Here is a 15,908-nt window from a genome sequence, read left to right as displayed (position 1 = left end):
GGAAGCGAATACAACCGTTACATCCCCTTGACCGCCGGTATATAAATGCATATTTTTCCCATTCACTTTGTACAGCTTGCCGCTAGGGGTATAAGTTTTCAAATCCTTCCGGACGCTCACCTGTTCATATATCGCGCCTGATCCCAGAAAAACAAGAATAGCCACGAACCCGATAACAAGCGTCTTCCATAATCTTTTACGCCATTTTTTCATCTCTCACACTCTCCTGGATGTCAATACATAGATTCCAATGGCTGATCGGGCGTCGTTATTGAGCGGCGGCAGCGTTAGCGACGGCTTCTCCCTGCCGCATAACCAGACCGTTCTCCCAGCGCACGGGAATCGATTTTCCTGCGAACAAGTCTTTGTTATCGGATACTTGATAATGCAAATGGGGCTCGCTGGAATTGCCGGAATTGCCGCATAGCCCGACCGGGTCCCCCTTGGCGACTTTGTCTCCGATTTTGACTTTGACGGAACCTTCCCGGAGATGCGCGAGAAAGCTGTATTCTCCATCGCCGTGATCGATAACGACCATATTGCCCGCAGGCCGATCGGCATTCATAGTACCGACCGGGACGTTATCCTTGATATCGTTCACGACGTCGACGACCGTTCCGTTCCTGGGCGCGAGGACCTCTTGTCCGAACGCATAATAGCTTTCATTTTTGGCGGCATCCCCCTTATAGGAATATCCGTCTTTGACCTGAATGATATCGTAGGCGTAGCGCTGGCTGGGATACGCGTAGTGATAATTCGAGAGAACGTCCCGGCCTCCCCAAAAGACGAACCATTCCCCTTTGAACGGAGCGCCGTATTCAAGCTTGGTCAATGTATCGTCCGTTGCCGGAAAACTTTCCAACGGCTTAAACTGAAGTCCCGTAATCACGTTCTCCGCGTCCATCGTTAAGATGACTCCTTTTTTGCCTTCCTGATCTGTCCACGTGAAATAATTCGTTCCGTTTAACCGTGCTTGCGAATGGGGCTTCCATACTTTTACGCCCTCGCTGACGCTGGTGACAACCTCCCGGAACTGGTCTTTAGCAATTTGCTTTTGAAACTCGGCGCTAGTTTGTTTGTAAATCGCATCGTATTGTCCGTCAAGCAAAGCCTGCCCGATTTGTTCCGCCTTAAATTTCATCGCATCTGGCTCCTTCGATTCGGATGCCGCTGCCGGTTCCGAAGTGGCTGCGGATTGTTTCCCGCTGCCGTTATTGCCGCTTCCACACCCTCCCAGCAGGATAGCGCAAGCTGTCAGAAGTACTAATGTTCTTTTCATTGTCTCCACTCCATTCTCTAATCGACCTGTCTCCATTATGAAAGATCAGTCTTATTTCATTGGAAACGGAATATTACGCCAATCTTAATTCGGATCAGCCATAATTAAGGTTCCGTTAAGTTTGCAGCGGTTCCCCGTCAGCGGGAACATGTTAAAATAAGAGGAAACGCCGGGAGCAGAGGAGTGAAATGAACTTGAAAGATGCCGCCATCCTTCTCGTGGACGATGAACAAGCATTACTCCAGTTATTGGAAACGGTACTTCGCAAAGAAGGGTTCCAGACGATAGATAAAGTAAAATCGGCCGAGGAGGCGCTGATCGCGTGCGAGCGGCGAGGCTATCACGTCATCGTCCTCGATGTAACGCTGCCGAGTATGAGCGGTATTGAGGCCTGCCCTTTCATTCGCAGATTAACGGACGCTCCGATTCTCTTCCTGAGCGCGAGGACGACGGATTTCGATAAGCTGACCGGGTTTGCGGTCGGAGGGGACGATTATGTCACCAAGCCGTTTAATCCGCTGGAAATCGTCGCCAGAATCAAGTCGCTGCTGCGCCGTTCCGGCAAAGCGATTCAGTCCTCAGCCGCTCCGGCTGGCAGAATGATCGATTTCGGCCGTTTTCAGGTCGATGAAGCCGCCGCGGAGCTGCGCGTGAACGGTACGCCGGTTCCCTGCCCTTCGCTTGTTTTTCAACTCCTGATGTTTTTATGCAAAAACCCCAATCGTGTTTTCACGAAAAGCGAGCTATACGAACGGGTGTGGGGCGGAAACAGCTTGAATGACGACAACACCATCATGGTTCATATTCACCGGATCCGCGAGCGAATAGAACCCGATCCCGCCCAGCCGGAGTACCTGGTGAATGTCAGGGGGCTTGGGTACAAGCTGGTGAAGAAGGAGCTTCCGCATGAACATTAAAAGCCGGCTTGCTCTCCGCCTGGTCGCCTGGCTGGCGGCCGTCGGGCTCATTTTGTTGGCGCTGGCCGGAGCCGCGCTTTATTGGATGCTGGACCAGTTGACGAAGATAGACGCGACGCGGCAATTCGAGAGCGCAGGCTTGTACCGGCTGATTACAACGATTCAATCCGAAGGGGACAAGCTGCGATTCGACCCGGAGCTTTTGGAGCAGGTTCGCGAAAGCGGAGGATGGCTCCAGCATCTCGATGAAAAGGGCAGAGTAACGGACGCTTTCTATACGCCGGACGATGTTCCGCTCTCCTACGGTCCGGGACAATTAACCGCTTATTGGCTTGGAAAGAGCCCTTTTCCCTATCAATTGTACTTGTGGATACAGGAAAAGGACGGTACCCTCCATACGCTGGTTTACGGCAAAGAAAAGCGGGACGACTACTTACTCCAACAATTGGTCGATCACGCTGTCATTAACGGCAAAGACATTCGTCTTTCGGACGAATTGCAGAGCAGCCTGAGAAGCAGTGCGGCCTGGCTGCAGCTGTTGGACGAGAACGGCGCAGAGATAGCGTCCTTTAACAAGCCCGCCCAAGTCGTAGCCGATTTCTCCGTTCAAGAATTGGCGCTGCGCTCCGTATACCCTGACCGTTACGGCACGAGCCTGAAGTCGCGATACATCAAGGAAACCGGACGGACCTGGGTGCTCAGCTCTCCGTTATCCGGCATGAAGCCCGGGGAGAAGCCGCTGTTCAATCCGGAGATTCGCGTGCTCGCTATCGGTATTGGAACGTTCCTGCTGGCGGCAATGCTCGTATTCTTGATCGTCGCCTATTTGTTCGGGCAGCGCTTCGGCTCTCCGATCATGCATGTGCTGAAATGGCTCGGATTTTTGGGAGAAGGCCGGTATGAGGAACCTGCCGATCCGGGCGGCGTTCCCCGCAGCCAGGACGGCCGCGGCAGACGAAAACGCAAGTTTCGCGTCTATCAGGACGTGATCGATTCGATGAATTCGTTATCGCAGACTTTGCACCGCAATGAGAGGCTGCGGGAAGAAACCGAACAAATGAGGGCCGATTGGATCGGGGGCGTTTCGCACGATTTGAAAACCCCTTTGTCCTCCATCAAAGGCTATGCGCATCTTTTGGAGAACGATACGTATGAGTGGACGCCGGAAGAGGTGCGCTCTTTTGCCAGAATCATTTTGGACAAATCTTCCTTTCTGGACGAGTTGGTCAATGATTTGACGCTGACGTACCGGCTGAGAAACGGACAAGGGGCTCCTTCCGACGAGCTTGTGGAAATTAACGAATATGCAGCCGAAGCGGTCGAGGAAGCGGCTAACCATCCGGTATACGCGAGAGGCAGCGTCCGTTTCATCCCTTCGGGCACTCCCTCCTATATTTTCGTATATAAGCCCTGGTTTCAACGTATCGTGGACAATTTGGTCGCCAACGCCCTGCTGCATAACGATGCAGGGACGATTTTAACGGTGTCCGTTCAAGCCGCAGAGCCATCCGGCATTATTTTATCCTTCGCGGACAACGGCAGGGGAATGAACGAAGAGACGGCAACCCGGCTGTTCGAGCGGTATTACCGGGGCACGGACACCGAAAGCAGAGCGGAGGGCTCCGGGCTTGGCATGGCCGTTACCAAGGCGTTGGCGGAAGCGCTTGGCGGGACGATCAAAGTCATAACCGCCGAGGGGCGGGGGACGACGATCCTGCTTCATTGGAAGCTCGAAGGATCGCAGACAAATCCGGCAGACAAGCATGCCGAAGTGTAGAATTGATTTTGAACAGGGTTATCATCTTGACAACAAGGCACGTTTAAAATATAGTAAACACATCGGAATTAACATTAACTGACTCGTCAGTTAAGTGAGAAGAGGTGGTTAGGATTGCAACCGTGCCGGATCAGGAAGATCGCCGTCAGCAGTTGATGGGGGCGGCGCTTGAGCTGTTTGCGAGAAAGGGGTACCACAATACGAAAATTTCGGATGTGGTTAAGTCTGCGGGCGTGTCCCAAGGAACGTTTTATTGGTATTTTCAGAGCAAGGAACAGCTTACGCTGGAATTAATCGATGGCGGCAAAGAGAAGCTGGCCAAAGTGATCGAACAAGGATACCGCAAGCACGCCGGGACAACGGAAGATATGGTGCGGTCGTCGGCGCGGCTGCTCACGGATTTGTTCGAATTCGCCCATGAGAACCGGTATTTGATGGCGCTGCTGCTGATCAAAGGCCAGGGCGCCGACCCGCCGGTCAGGGAAGCCGTATCGCAAACATGGATCGCCTTCGAAGAAGCCTTCAAGAGCAACGTCAAGCGCGCAATAGAGCTCAGCATGCTGCCGCAAAAGATCGATGTGCCCCTGCGGGTAAGCATTCTTGTCGGCCTCATTACAGGGGTGCTCACCAAATGGTTGTTCGGCCCGATGCACGACGTCGATTATGAATCGGCGTACAGCCCTGCGCAAATGGCGGAAGAAACGGCAAGGTTTGAGATTTTGGGATTGTTGGGATAATGAAACATATACGACTAGAGAACAATCGGGAGGAATGGAAGTCACTATGAAAATGAACAGATGGTTTAAATCGATATCGTTGTTAAGCGTAATTACGGTCGCACTCGCAGGATGCGGGACGAAACCGTCGCAGCCTGCGGCGCAAAGCCCAAGCGCCCAGCCAACCGCAGCGGCGGCCTCGTCGAACCTGCTCGAACAAATCAAAAAGTCGGGCAAAATCAAAGTGGGCTTAATGGGAACCTATGCCCCGTATAACTTTTTGAACGACAAGCATGAAGTGGACGGATTTGACGCCGATGTGGCGAAAGAAGTCGCCAAGCGTCTGGGTGTGCAGGTGGAATTCATCACCGGGGAATTTTCCGGATTGATCGAAGGTCTGCAAAAAGACAAGTACGACGCATTGGTCAGCCAGGTGACCATCACCGACGACCGCAAAAAAACGATGGATTTTTCCACGCCTTATATTAAAAATGCCGTCAATGTCATCGTCAAAAGCGACAACACGACGATCAAGTCGATCGACGATTTCAAAGGCAAAAAAGTCGGCGTAGGGCTCGGCACGAACGATGAGAAATATTTGCGCGACGTCGTGCTGCCGAAAGTCGGAACATTTGAAATCGCCACGTACAACGACGTTATCACATCCTTGACCGATTTGAATGTCGGCCGGATCGATGCGACGATCAACAACATATTCGCGATCAAGCCGCTGGTCGAGAAAAATCAATTCAAAATCAAAACCGTAGGCGATCCGATCAAAGAGGACTCCGCCGGCATCGCCATCCGCAAGAACAATCCGGAGCTGCTGGATGCGATCAATAAAGCGTTAAGCGACATGAAAGCCGACGGAACGTTTAAAACGATTTTCCAAAAATGGTTTGGGGTCGACCCTAACATTTAACGGGCACGACTGGAGAGGATGCATGGAATGGATCTTGTTATTCAAAATCTCCATTTTCTATTGACGGGTGCCTACTATACGCTTCTTATCACGCTTGTATCGATGTTTTTCGGCTTCATAATCGCTCTGATCGTAGCGATAGCGCGGTTAAAAGGAAATTGGCTCATTCGTAATGCGGCCAAAGTCTATGTCTCCATTATCCGCGGAACGCCGATCCTTGTTCAGATTTTTATCGTCTATTACGGATTGCCCGATTACGGAATCAATTTTGGGCCGCTCACTGCGGCCTATATTTCCTTAAGCATCAATATCGGCGCTTATTTGTCCGAAACGTTTCGCGGCGCGATTTTGTCCGTGAACAAAGGCCAGACGGAGGCGGCGCTGTCGCTCGGCTTGTCGCCGTGGCAGACGATGCTGAAAGTCGTGCTCCCGCAGGCGGCCAGAGTAGCTATTCCGCCCATGGGCAATACGTTTATCGGCATGCTGAAGGAAACTTCGCTCGTATCCATCGTGACGGTCACCGAGCTGCTCCGTTCGGCTCAACTGCTCATGGCCCAGTATTATATAGCGATGCCTTTTTATATTGCAATTGCCCTCATGTATTGGATCATGAGCATGGCTTTTTCCTATATTTTGAACCGCATTGAAACGAAATTATCCAAGGCTTATTAAGGGCGTGGGTTCGCATGATCGAGGTTAGCAAGCTTAGCAAAAGTTTTCAAGATTTAAAGGTGTTTCAGCATATCGATTTGCATATTCGTCAGCGGGAAATCGTGGTCGTCATCGGCCCGAGCGGTTCGGGCAAAAGCACGCTGCTGCGCTGCCTGAACGGGCTGGAGGAGCCTGATGAGGGAACGATCCGCATAGGCGGCATCAAGTGGGATGCGGCCATGGATGCCCCGGCGAAAAAGCAGGCGATCAAACAGATCCGTTCGTTAACCGGAATGGTTTTTCAATCCTTTAATTTATTTCCGCATATGACCGTTTTGGAAAATGTCACGATGGCTCCTATGCTTTTGAAAAAAATGCCCAAGGCGGAGGCTGTGCAGCTTGGCGAATCGCTGCTGGCCAAAGTCGGCCTGCTGGAAAAGAAGCACGAATATCCGTCCCGGCTTTCCGGAGGCCAGCAGCAGCGGGTGGCGATAGCCAGATCGCTCGCCATGGAGCCGCAGATCATGCTGTTTGACGAGCCGACATCCGCCCTGGACCCGGAATTGACGGGGGAGGTGCTCGCGGTGATCAAGCAGCTTGCCGCGGAAGGCAGGACGATGGTCGTCGTGACACATGAAATGAAGTTCGCCAGGGAAGCGGCCGACAGAGTTATTTTTATGAGCGAAGGGAAAATACAGGAGGAGGGCGTTCCCGAGCAGTTTTTTGCCGGGCCGCAGACCGAACGCGCGCGTAAATTTTTACGGCAGCTTGGCGAATAACACGCAGGAGGGTGAGACCGTGCTTTCCAGCAAAGCAGAACATTTGAGCCATATTGCCGCGAGATCGAGGCGGATTATGGAAAGGGACAACCTGGACGCGCTCGTGGCGTCCGGCTGTGAAAATTTTTACTACCTCTCCGGTCACCCGAGCACGTTCATGTATACGCTGCGCATGAGTGAAGTGGCGCTGGCCGTCATGTTTCGCGATCCGAACCGGAAGACGATCGTGATCATGAACGAGTTCGAAGCCGCCGGCGTTCCGGAGGATTTGCCCGGGTGCGAGATCAGAACGTATCCGACGTGGGTCGATGTCGACGATCCTTTGGGTCTGCGGGGAGGGAAATATCAAGGCAAAAGGCCGACCGCGCACCAGGTGCAGGAAATGTTCGGCCTGCTCGTGCAAGTGCTGGACGAGCATGGCGTCTCGCAAGGCCGGGTGGCCGTCGAGCTGGGCTCCATGCGGTATCCTGCGGCGGCGGCCCTGCTTGAGCTCGCGGGAAGCCGGGAGCTGGTCGAGGCAGCTCCCGTTTTTAGCGAGCTGCGCGCGATCAAGACGCCATGGGAGATCGAGCTGCTGCGCCGAAGCTGCGCCTATGCCGAAGCGGGCGTCTCCGAAGCCGTGCGGAGCATTCGGGCGGGGAGTTCCGCCGCCGACATTGCGCACGCTTTTCAGCAAGCGCTGCTGCGCAACCGAGAGGGATCGACGTCGCGATTCCATATGATTTCCGTCGGGGCGAACTTTGCCCCTGCGCATATTTTTGATACCCGTCCGGGCGAGCCCGGGGATTTGGTCAAATTTGACGTAGGCGTCGATGTGCTAGGATACGGGTCCGACATTGCCCGGACTTTCGTCATCGGGGCTCCTGCCGATACGGCGAAGCGGGCTTACGAGGCTTTGAGGATCGGGCACGACCGTCTCCTGGAGCTGATCGAACCGGGGAAAACGATGCAGTCCGTTTTTGACGAAGTCATGGGCCTGATTCGCCGTTCCGGTCTGGACAATTACAACCGAGGCCACCTTGGGCACAGCGCGGGTTTGAGCCTTGCGGCGGAAGAGCCTCCGTTCATCAGCCCAGCCGAGAGTACCGTTTTTCAGCCCGGCATGGTGATTTGTCTGGAGACCCCTTATTACGGTTACGGCGTAGGCTCGATTATGATTGAAGATATGGTGCTGGTAACGGAATCGGGCTGCGAACGGCTCAACAAGCTGTCGCGGGATTTGATTTCGCTTTAAGTTGGCAGTCGAGAGGGAGGCTTTTAGAAGCCTCTCTTTTTTTTGACATATAAGAATTTATAAGTTTTGGGGTGATCGGGGGGGACCCCTTATTTATTCGAGCCGTGCCGAGCGGCCGACCGTCGAAAAGCTGTTGTGGCCAGGACAACGCCGGCCATGCGAAAAAACCTGCAAAAGTGCATCCTTTTGCCCCAAAATATGCTTGCAGCGATAAATTCCTGCAAATCTGCAGTTTTTTTCGCTGAATTCGGGGCTCAGTTCTATTTGGAGCGGGAATTCCTGCACTATCGCAGGCTTTTCCTCCAAACGAGCCGCTTTTGCCGAAAAAGGCTGCACTTTTGCAGGCTTTGCGGGTTAGCGAGCCGCTTCACAAACGGCCGCCCCGGTTTCTGGGAGGTAAAAGAATAGTTACTCACCCGTCCCCACGCACACGCTACAGCACTTAGCCGTCCGTGTCGGCCGCCCCCCACGCAACTAAGCCGTCCACGTCGTGCCGCCCTGCGCTTGCGCTTAGCGCGTTATGCCGCCAGCTTAAATCCTTGTTCTGAAGAAAACCTCCGGTTCGACGGGGAGTTCATCCCTTTAACTCAATGAAAAGATGGAAGCCGGAGTCTATTCAGCTGCATGTACGGTCATGGGCGGCGGGGATCAGTAGTCGGAGAAAAGAACAATTTGAGCTAATGTGTATTAATTTTCATACAGAATTATCGATTTAACGAAAGAAGGATAATTCTGTGTGATTTTTCGAGTTGATCCTGCAGATCGTAGATGGCTAATGATGAATGAGCTGATCGACCCGTTTACGGGTGAATAGGTGAAAAAGGGCGTGTAAAATGGACGAAACCTTGATTGACGGCCAAGAACTGCCGCTTTGCGGCGGGATTCGTGTCGTCCTCTTCTTATTGCCGGGGATTCGATGTATAGTCTTAACGGGATTCTCGGGGGAATTCATGTCCAGACTACTCCCGATATGCATGCAGCCCGTCTCTCGTTGAAAAAGTATATGGTGGTTTGTAATCACGGTGGATTAATATTAGGTCTAGCCAGGGATCCCTAAGTTGAAGTTTGCCGCATGTTCTTTAAAGCATTTTCTTGCCGTAGCGGCAGGACTATGTTTCGTGTCTCAATTGGGTCTTGACTATTGCTTCCCAATACTATATCTTAATATTAAGATAATCAATTTAAAGATTTTTCGAATTTGTTCTACATACAGCATACTAGAAAATGGAGAGTGGACACAATGACCGATTTTATTTCTTTAGTCAAAGAGCGCAGATCCGCCAACAAGTTTATTCCCGATATCGAACTGCCGGACCATGAGCTGGAGGAAATTTTTAACCTTGTCAAATTCGCACCGTCGGCATTCAATTTGCAGCACGCCCACTATGTCGTCGTTAAGGACCCTGCTGTCAAAGATGAAGTGTACCATGCAGCGGCGCAGCAATACAAAGTAAAATCGGCATCGGCGGTTATCGCGGTGCTGGGCAATATGGATGCTTACAAGGATGTGGCGAAAATAAATGAAGGGTTTTTGCATCTGGGCGTTTTTAATAAGCAAGAATATGATATGACAGTCGAATCGGTGACCCGGTTTTATGAAGAGCGCGGCGACACATTCATGCGGGAAGAGGCCATTCGGAACGCAAGCTTGTCGGCCCAGTTATTTATGCTGGCTGCAAAAGAAAGAGGCTGGGATACTTGCCCGATGATCGGATTCGATCCCGAAGCTTTGCGGCAGGTGCTGCAAATTCCGGATCGGTATGCAATCGCTTTGCTGGTGACTATCGGGAAAGAGGACACTTCCAAAAGAAGGCCGCGCGGCTACCGCAAACCGACCGGCGAGTTCGTCAGCTACAACCGGTTTTAATGGGTTCAAAATGAAAAAAAGGAGCTGATTTCGATTGGCGAGTTCGAGCCCTCAAATTGCCCCGTTTCTCATGTTTGCCGGCAAGGCTAAGACAAATACGGCTTATCGTGGCAATTGAACCTTGCAAAAAACTAGTACAACGAGGCCGGGGACAGAAGCGAGCGCAATCCTCGGCCTTTCTTTTGCCGATGGGCGCTTTGCGACGGGCTGCCGAGCCCGCAAAACTACGAATGAGCGGACGAGTTTGTTTAAAAATTGGGGGAACTGATTGGATGAAGAGTAAGCTGCAAATATTTATCGCGTTATGGGGGGCCCTATCGTTATCGCTGCTGGTGCTGACCGCCTATTCGAAGGAAACGGTTCCGGCGGCGAAGCAGACGGTCGTCCTGAAAGTAAGCGATCCGGTTGCGACGGTCAATGGCAAACAGGTGGCTTTGCAGACGGCGCCGATCCTGCTGAATAATGTTACACTTGTACCTCTGCGCTTCATAAGCGAAACGTTTGGCGCAAATGTGAAGTGGGAGGAGAAGAAGCGCGGCATTACGATACAGGACAAGGAACAAACTATCGAGCTTGTGATCGATGACGCATGGTCGCAGGTGAACGGAACGCGCTCCAAATTGGAGCAGCCTGCCGTTATTGTCAACGAAACGGCGATGGTTCCTTTGCGATTCGTAGCCGAAAGCTTGCATCTGACCGTCAGTTACGACGAAACTGTTAAGCAGATTCAAGTAACTTCGAACGAGCGGAAAGCGGAAGCCGAACAGGCCGAAGCGCCTGCCAAGCAGCGTTTGGAGCATGTAACCGTAGATCATCTAACGGCTGGCCGGCGATATCCAAAATCTTTCGATAAGCTGAAATTAGCCCCTCTCTCGACCAAGAGCGTGGCGGCGGCCAAAAATAATCAGGTTTATATCCTTGAAAATGACACGGTTACAGGATCAGGACTCGTCATCAAGAAATACGATCCGAATGCTTCAGAGAAGCTTTCTCTGGTAACTACGATTAACGAGAAGTTCAACTTTGAGTATACCGTTAAAAATGACAAAATTCGGTTTATTTACTCGTCGTTCGTTCCCGAGAGATTGATTTACAATGACGCGACCGGCGCTTTGTACGTGCTCGGCGAGAGCACAACGGAGGACCCGCGTTTGCGAACGGTCGTGTATTCCATTTTGCCGGAAGTGAAAATGATTACATATCAGTTTGAAACGCCCGGCTTTTTCAACATCGAGGATAATTTTTTTGCTTCTCTTGACGAGCAAACGTATTATTACGGGGACCCGCACACGCGGTCGGTCTATTCGGCAAAAAAAGGCGAGAAGATGGCTCTGTTCGCCGATTCCGGCACCGAGGGCGTAACCCGAATGATCTCCACGGTAAAAGACGGCGTCACGTATGTGTTTGACAAAAACGGAAAAACGATATTCAAACTTACGGACAATGGGCTGAAAAAAGCAGCCGCAGTATCTGTCGACACGGATTCGATAACCAGGCTGTCAGCCTCCAATGGATACTTCTATGTCCTGGATAAAAACTCGCTCATTCATCGAATCGATCCGAATGGCGAAATATCCGTTTACGCCGATCTTCAAGGCGTTACACACAACAGGGGGATCTTCAATATCCCGGAGACGCAGATACAGCAGTCGGACCCGTTGACGTTGGACCGAAACCGTATATTGATGTCTGCGGACAGCAATGGCAATATTTTTCTTATCGACGATGACATTTTAAAACGCATCAACATTTATCCGTGAGAATGCCCCGCCACGGCACAATCGCTGCTTGGTGGTAAAACAAACCTCTAAACGCGGCCGCTCATCATTGAATGGCCTCGATAGAGGTTTTCTCATTGACATAAAACTTTACTTGAGTTAATTTATAAATATAAGTTCACAAATGGATGACAATAAGTACGCAGAGAAGGTGAAGGATATGAGAGCGGGAAACCGGCAATCGGTACGCCATAGCAAAAGCAAAATGCCGCTGAGGGAGATTAAAAAAGCCCGCGCGAAGCTGGCTGTTTTTCAGGCCAGTCTTGAATTGATCGGCGAAAATACGTTTCGCGCCGTGTACGTCGACGATATTTGCCGGCGGGCGGAAATATCGAAGGTGACGTTTTTTAAGTTTTTCCCGCAAAAAGAAGACGTACTCATTTATTTCATGCTCGTTTGGCTGACGCGGCGGCTTGTGGAGCTTCGGGAAGAGCAGAAGCGGGGGATGGCCGCGATCCGCCATATTTTCGGCAAGGTGGCCGAGGACGCGAAGAAACAGCCGGGGCTGATGCTCAGCCTGATCGGGTTTCTTGCGGAGCAGAAAATGCACCCTTGCATGCCCGATTTGAACGAAGCGGAATTGCATCTGCTGTTTCCCGGCAAGGAGGAGCTGGCCGCTTCCGTCGACCCGAATCTCGACAAACGCTTCCGGCAGTTTGTCGAGGAGGCCAAACAAGACGGCGGCATTGACGCCGAGCGGGATACCGAAAACTTGGTAGCGATGCTGGTCACGCTGTTTTACGGCGCTTATTTAACCGCTCATATGTTCAAAGCTTCGGATTACATGGCTTTTTACGACATGCATTTACAATTCATCGGAAAGTAGGGTGTTTTCTATGGCAAAAGTCGTTCCGGGCCGGTATACGGCCCAAATGGGGGATTCATTCGTCGTATTTATTATCGGAATGCGTGTCAACAAGCTCTGGGCCGTCCATAAATGGTGGCCTGTTATGAGCGCGATGCCCAAAATGCTGAAAGAATTGTACAGCCATCCCGAGCTCGGATTTTTGCACTCCGAATATTTGTTAAGCTGGCGCGGAGTGACGCTGATCCAGTACTGGAAGTCGTTCGATGATCTGGAGAAATACGCGCGCGGCGGCGTGCACTTGAAAGCGTGGCAGGCATTCAACCGGAGCGTCGGCACGGACGGGACGGTCGGCATTTTTCATGAGACGTATCTCATGAAGGAGGGGCAGTATGAATGCGTGTACGGCAATATGCCGCGCATGGGGCTTGGGGCTGCAGGCGAACATGTGCCGGCTACGGGAAAAAGGGAGACCGCCCGCAGAAGAACGGGCGGAACCAACGATCCCGCCGTACCGACTCCGCCGAATCCCGCGGTATAATCTGAAGCGAACTGCGGGACAATAGTAGCGAACAGCAAAACAACCGTTTCCGGAGGGTTCGGAAACGGTTGTCGTATGAATCAATATTAATTGGCGATAAATTCTTGAACCCATTCGTTGTTGTAAAAGGCTACGCCAATTTTCGTGTAGTTAGGGCTTAAGATGTTTTGGCGATGACCTTCGCTGTTCATCCAGGCAGTCATAACTTCTTGCGGAGTTTGCTGCCCCATGGCAATATTTTCGCCGGCATACGTGTACTGGATTCCGTATTTGGTCATCATATCGAACGGAGATCCGTAAGTTGGCGAAGTGTGATCGAAGTAATGGTTGTTGTACATGTCTTTCGCTTTATCAAGCGCCATAGCAGCCAAACTGGAGTCGCTTGTAAGCGGGCTCAAGCCTGCTTTGGCCCGTTCCTGATTGACCAGGGTGACGACTTGATCGGCATAAGTGGAGCTGGAAGTGTCCGTAGTCGTGCCTGTTGTCGTTCCTGTATCAGTGCCTGTGGAAGGCTGTGTCGTTGTTCCCGTATCAGTGCCCGTAGAAGGTTGTGTCGTCGTACCTGTGCCACTGCCTGTGTCAGTACCCGTAGAAGGCGTATCCGTCGGCGTTGTGCCGGTGGAAGGCGTTCCGGTATTCGAGTCTGAGCCATGATGTCTTACGTGATGATGGTAAGAACCCGATGGCATATTGTAATTGCCGGGAGATTTAAACAGGCCGGCCCAGTTGCTCGGATCAAACAATTGCGGATATTGCTGAAGCAAGCTGTCCAGGGAAGTTCCTTGAGAATTTCCTTGCTGGAGTCCTTGCTGAAGTAATTGCTGAATGTTTTGCTGAAGCCCTTGCGGGAGCCCCTGCAGGTTGCCGATGACTTGGCCGTTCACAGTGTAAGTAGCTGCGGATGCCGCTCCGGAACTTACGATCATGCCTAATACCAGCGCACCTGTGATAGCTGTTTTCTTGAAACGCATTAAAACCATCCTCTCCTTTTTTGGCCTACGAGGTTAGCTGACGGATTCGGGTCAAAGAGAAATCACCCTGCCATTTTGCAATGGCTTCACCCCAAATAAAGAGGTTCCCCCGTGCATCTTTCGATGCTTTGGCCGTTTTGTTTGCTCAGCAAGAACAGCAGTTTCCCACGTCCTTCTGTGGGTTTCATTCTAGCATAGAAAACTAGGGGGGATCACCCCTCAAATGTTTCCATTGATAGAAACAGGCAGCCGCAACAAAAAAAGCCCGGCCGTCAGGTTTCCCTGATCTGGCCGCGCTTGGCGTCGTTTCGGTTGGTATGTACGCTGTTCGCTTATCGGCGTCTTGCTGCCGCGAACCGGCTTTTTATCAATTCCAAAGCTTTCGTGCTTTCTTCCTTTTGCTCTCTTAGCAAATCTTGAAAGCTCTTGTTGGGAGAAACAAAAAGCAGCGCGTCTTTGGGCTGCTCGCCTACGGCTACCGACACTTTTCCGTTAATGGATACATATACAGTTGTCATGGCTGCATCCCTCCGATCATTTTCCGGGCAAATTCAAAAACCATAGGGTTCTGGTTCATTATAGCATATAATACGTCATCTCGAAAAGTGACAAACTTCCGCGCATCCCAGCCGGAATCGGCCCGAAAGTGGCAGGTCATGACCCGGTCCTGGCATTTTACCGTTAAGTAGAGCGTTTGCTTGGCTTCATTGAAAAAAAGCTGCTCCGGATTGTCCCTTTTCGCCGTAATCGATACGTACGATTTTTCATTATTCAGCAGAAAAAAAGGTTCGCTAGTCGTATTCCCGACTTCCAGCAGCAAATTCATCCGCCCGTTGTCGCGCGTATATATCGTAACGGCCGAGCAATCATGAAAGGCGCCGATGTCCTCGGACATATAGTTTCCATAATGGCGCTTTACCATTCTGCCTTTGAGCTTGCTCATAAAATCGGCGAAAAAGAGCGCCATCCGATCTTTCGGTAAATGTTGAAAAAGCGGAATATTGCGCTCGATGAATTGAGCGAACTCTTCATGCAGTTGAATTTGTTTCGTATACGTTTCGAACGTAGCTTCAAGCGGAAGCAGCAGAACGCCTCTGCGCATCAAGTCGCTGAAATAGTCTTTCCAGTCGATAGAGACACCCAGTGAGAGCTCTTCCATATAAATCCCTTTTTTGACCAAATCATCGATGAAAAACCACACGTACGGATCGATGTGGGAAGGTACTTGAGTATGGCTTTTTAATGCGGCTGTAATGTCCGCGGCTTTAGGATAAGCCCCGGTTTCTTCGGCATGCCTGTTCGTAATTTCTTCGATAATGCCTTTCATAGTGCTGAAAAACAGGCGCTTGACGCCGGTTTCTACAAAGACAAGCACGGTCTTATTCAAACGGGTTGCCTGTATGTACTCCAGATGGGTAATCGTCCGGTCGTATTTGGGGTAGAACGTGCCCCCTTTATCTTTAATAAATAAAAGAAAAACTTCCGACTCTTCGACTTTTTTGAGGCATTTGCTAATAGGATCCTGATGCGAGTCCCACGGGCCAAAATTTCGTTCGTACATAAGAGGATCATGCCCGATTTCCGTCAATTGCTCGAAAACGGCGTTTCGAATCGGCCGCAATTCGTCTTGGCCTACGGAGCTAATGAATATTTTCGCTTTAGGCAAAACGT

The 15,908-nt window shown here is 51.3% G+C and carries 15 protein-coding genes, 2 pseudogenes and 1 riboswitch; of the genes and pseudogenes, 12 read left to right on the top strand and 5 right to left on the bottom strand.

What is annotated here, in order from left to right; all coding sequences use genetic code 11:
* A pseudogene (locus AC0LWT_RS31160) lies at positions 1-213 on the bottom strand (alpha/beta hydrolase); the annotation flags it as partial.
* Positions 214-268: 55 nt separating this feature from the next.
* Positions 269-1,279 (bottom strand): M23 family metallopeptidase, encoded by a 1,011-nt coding sequence (locus AC0LWT_RS31155; RefSeq protein WP_474685174.1) that lies wholly within the window; start codon positions 1,277-1,279, stop codon positions 269-271.
* Positions 1,280-1,473: 194 nt separating this feature from the next.
* On the opposite strand from AC0LWT_RS31155, the gene AC0LWT_RS31150 reads away from it, so the two are divergent.
* From AC0LWT_RS31150 to AC0LWT_RS31095, 12 genes and pseudogenes are all read left to right on the top strand, one after another.
* Complete coding sequence (locus AC0LWT_RS31150) at positions 1,474-2,196, top strand: response regulator transcription factor (RefSeq protein ID WP_474685184.1); 723 nt, start codon at positions 1,474-1,476, stop codon at positions 2,194-2,196.
* Positions 2,186-3,973, top strand: a complete 1,788-nt coding sequence (locus AC0LWT_RS31145) for a sensor histidine kinase (RefSeq protein ID WP_474685173.1) — start codon at positions 2,186-2,188, stop codon at positions 3,971-3,973. The genes AC0LWT_RS31150 and AC0LWT_RS31145 overlap by 11 nt, the downstream gene beginning before the upstream one ends.
* A gap of 155 nt (positions 3,974-4,128) precedes the next feature.
* Complete coding sequence (locus AC0LWT_RS31140; protein ID WP_474685183.1) at positions 4,129-4,710, top strand: TetR/AcrR family transcriptional regulator; 582 nt, start codon at positions 4,129-4,131, stop codon at positions 4,708-4,710.
* Positions 4,711-4,756: 46 nt separating this feature from the next.
* Positions 4,757-5,611 carry a transporter substrate-binding domain-containing protein gene (locus AC0LWT_RS31135; RefSeq protein WP_474685172.1) on the top strand — a complete coding sequence of 285 codons (855 nt, stop codon included), beginning with the start codon at positions 4,757-4,759 and terminating at the stop codon, positions 5,609-5,611.
* A gap of 27 nt (positions 5,612-5,638) precedes the next feature.
* Positions 5,639-6,283 carry an amino acid ABC transporter permease gene (locus AC0LWT_RS31130; protein ID WP_474685171.1) on the top strand — a complete coding sequence of 215 codons (645 nt, stop codon included), beginning with the start codon at positions 5,639-5,641 and terminating at the stop codon, positions 6,281-6,283.
* 14 nt (positions 6,284-6,297) lie between these two features.
* Positions 6,298-7,041, top strand: a complete 744-nt coding sequence (locus AC0LWT_RS31125; protein WP_474685170.1) for an amino acid ABC transporter ATP-binding protein — start codon at positions 6,298-6,300, stop codon at positions 7,039-7,041.
* A gap of 19 nt (positions 7,042-7,060) precedes the next feature.
* Complete coding sequence (locus AC0LWT_RS31120; protein WP_474685169.1) at positions 7,061-8,275, top strand: M24 family metallopeptidase; 1,215 nt, start codon at positions 7,061-7,063, stop codon at positions 8,273-8,275.
* An 830-nt stretch (positions 8,276-9,105) separates the two neighbouring features.
* Positions 9,106-9,332: pseudogene (locus AC0LWT_RS31115) on the top strand (MBL fold metallo-hydrolase); the annotation flags it as partial.
* Positions 9,333-9,515: 183 nt separating this feature from the next.
* On the top strand, positions 9,516-10,142 hold the full coding sequence (locus AC0LWT_RS31110; RefSeq protein WP_474685168.1) for a nitroreductase family protein: 627 nt from the start codon (positions 9,516-9,518) through the stop codon (positions 10,140-10,142).
* 272 nt (positions 10,143-10,414) lie between these two features.
* Positions 10,415-11,902, top strand: a complete 1,488-nt coding sequence (locus AC0LWT_RS31105) for a copper amine oxidase N-terminal domain-containing protein (protein WP_474685167.1) — start codon at positions 10,415-10,417, stop codon at positions 11,900-11,902.
* A 178-nt stretch (positions 11,903-12,080) separates the two neighbouring features.
* On the top strand, positions 12,081-12,746 hold the full coding sequence (locus AC0LWT_RS31100) for a TetR/AcrR family transcriptional regulator (RefSeq protein WP_474685166.1): 666 nt from the start codon (positions 12,081-12,083) through the stop codon (positions 12,744-12,746).
* 10 nt (positions 12,747-12,756) lie between these two features.
* Positions 12,757-13,266 carry a DUF4188 domain-containing protein gene (locus AC0LWT_RS31095; protein WP_474685165.1) on the top strand — a complete coding sequence of 170 codons (510 nt, stop codon included), beginning with the start codon at positions 12,757-12,759 and terminating at the stop codon, positions 13,264-13,266.
* Positions 13,267-13,352: 86 nt separating this feature from the next.
* Here the strand turns inward: AC0LWT_RS31095 and AC0LWT_RS31090 are convergent, their stop codons facing one another.
* From AC0LWT_RS31090 to AC0LWT_RS31080, 3 genes are all read right to left on the bottom strand, one after another.
* The gene (locus AC0LWT_RS31090; protein ID WP_474685164.1) at positions 13,353-14,237 is read right to left on the bottom strand and encodes a CAP domain-containing protein; all 885 of its coding nucleotides are present in this window, start codon (positions 14,235-14,237) and stop codon (positions 13,353-13,355) included.
* 7 nt (positions 14,238-14,244) lie between these two features.
* A riboswitch (cyclic di-AMP (ydaO/yuaA leader) is annotated at positions 14,245-14,381 on the bottom strand.
* 188 nt (positions 14,382-14,569) lie between these two features.
* On the bottom strand, positions 14,570-14,755 hold the full coding sequence (locus AC0LWT_RS31085) for a hypothetical protein (RefSeq protein WP_474685163.1): 186 nt from the start codon (positions 14,753-14,755) through the stop codon (positions 14,570-14,572).
* Entirely contained in the window at positions 14,752-15,903 is a 1,152-nt protein-coding gene (locus AC0LWT_RS31080) for a DUF4062 domain-containing protein (RefSeq protein ID WP_474685162.1), read from the bottom strand. The genes AC0LWT_RS31085 and AC0LWT_RS31080 overlap by 4 nt, the downstream gene beginning before the upstream one ends.
* Positions 15,904-15,908 lie beyond the last annotated feature (5 nt).

The sequence above is a fragment of the Paenibacillus sp. sgz302164 genome (genome assembly GCF_056120505.1).
The sequence above is the reverse complement of the archived record's forward strand: the minus strand, read 5'-3'. Positions and strand labels throughout refer to the sequence as shown.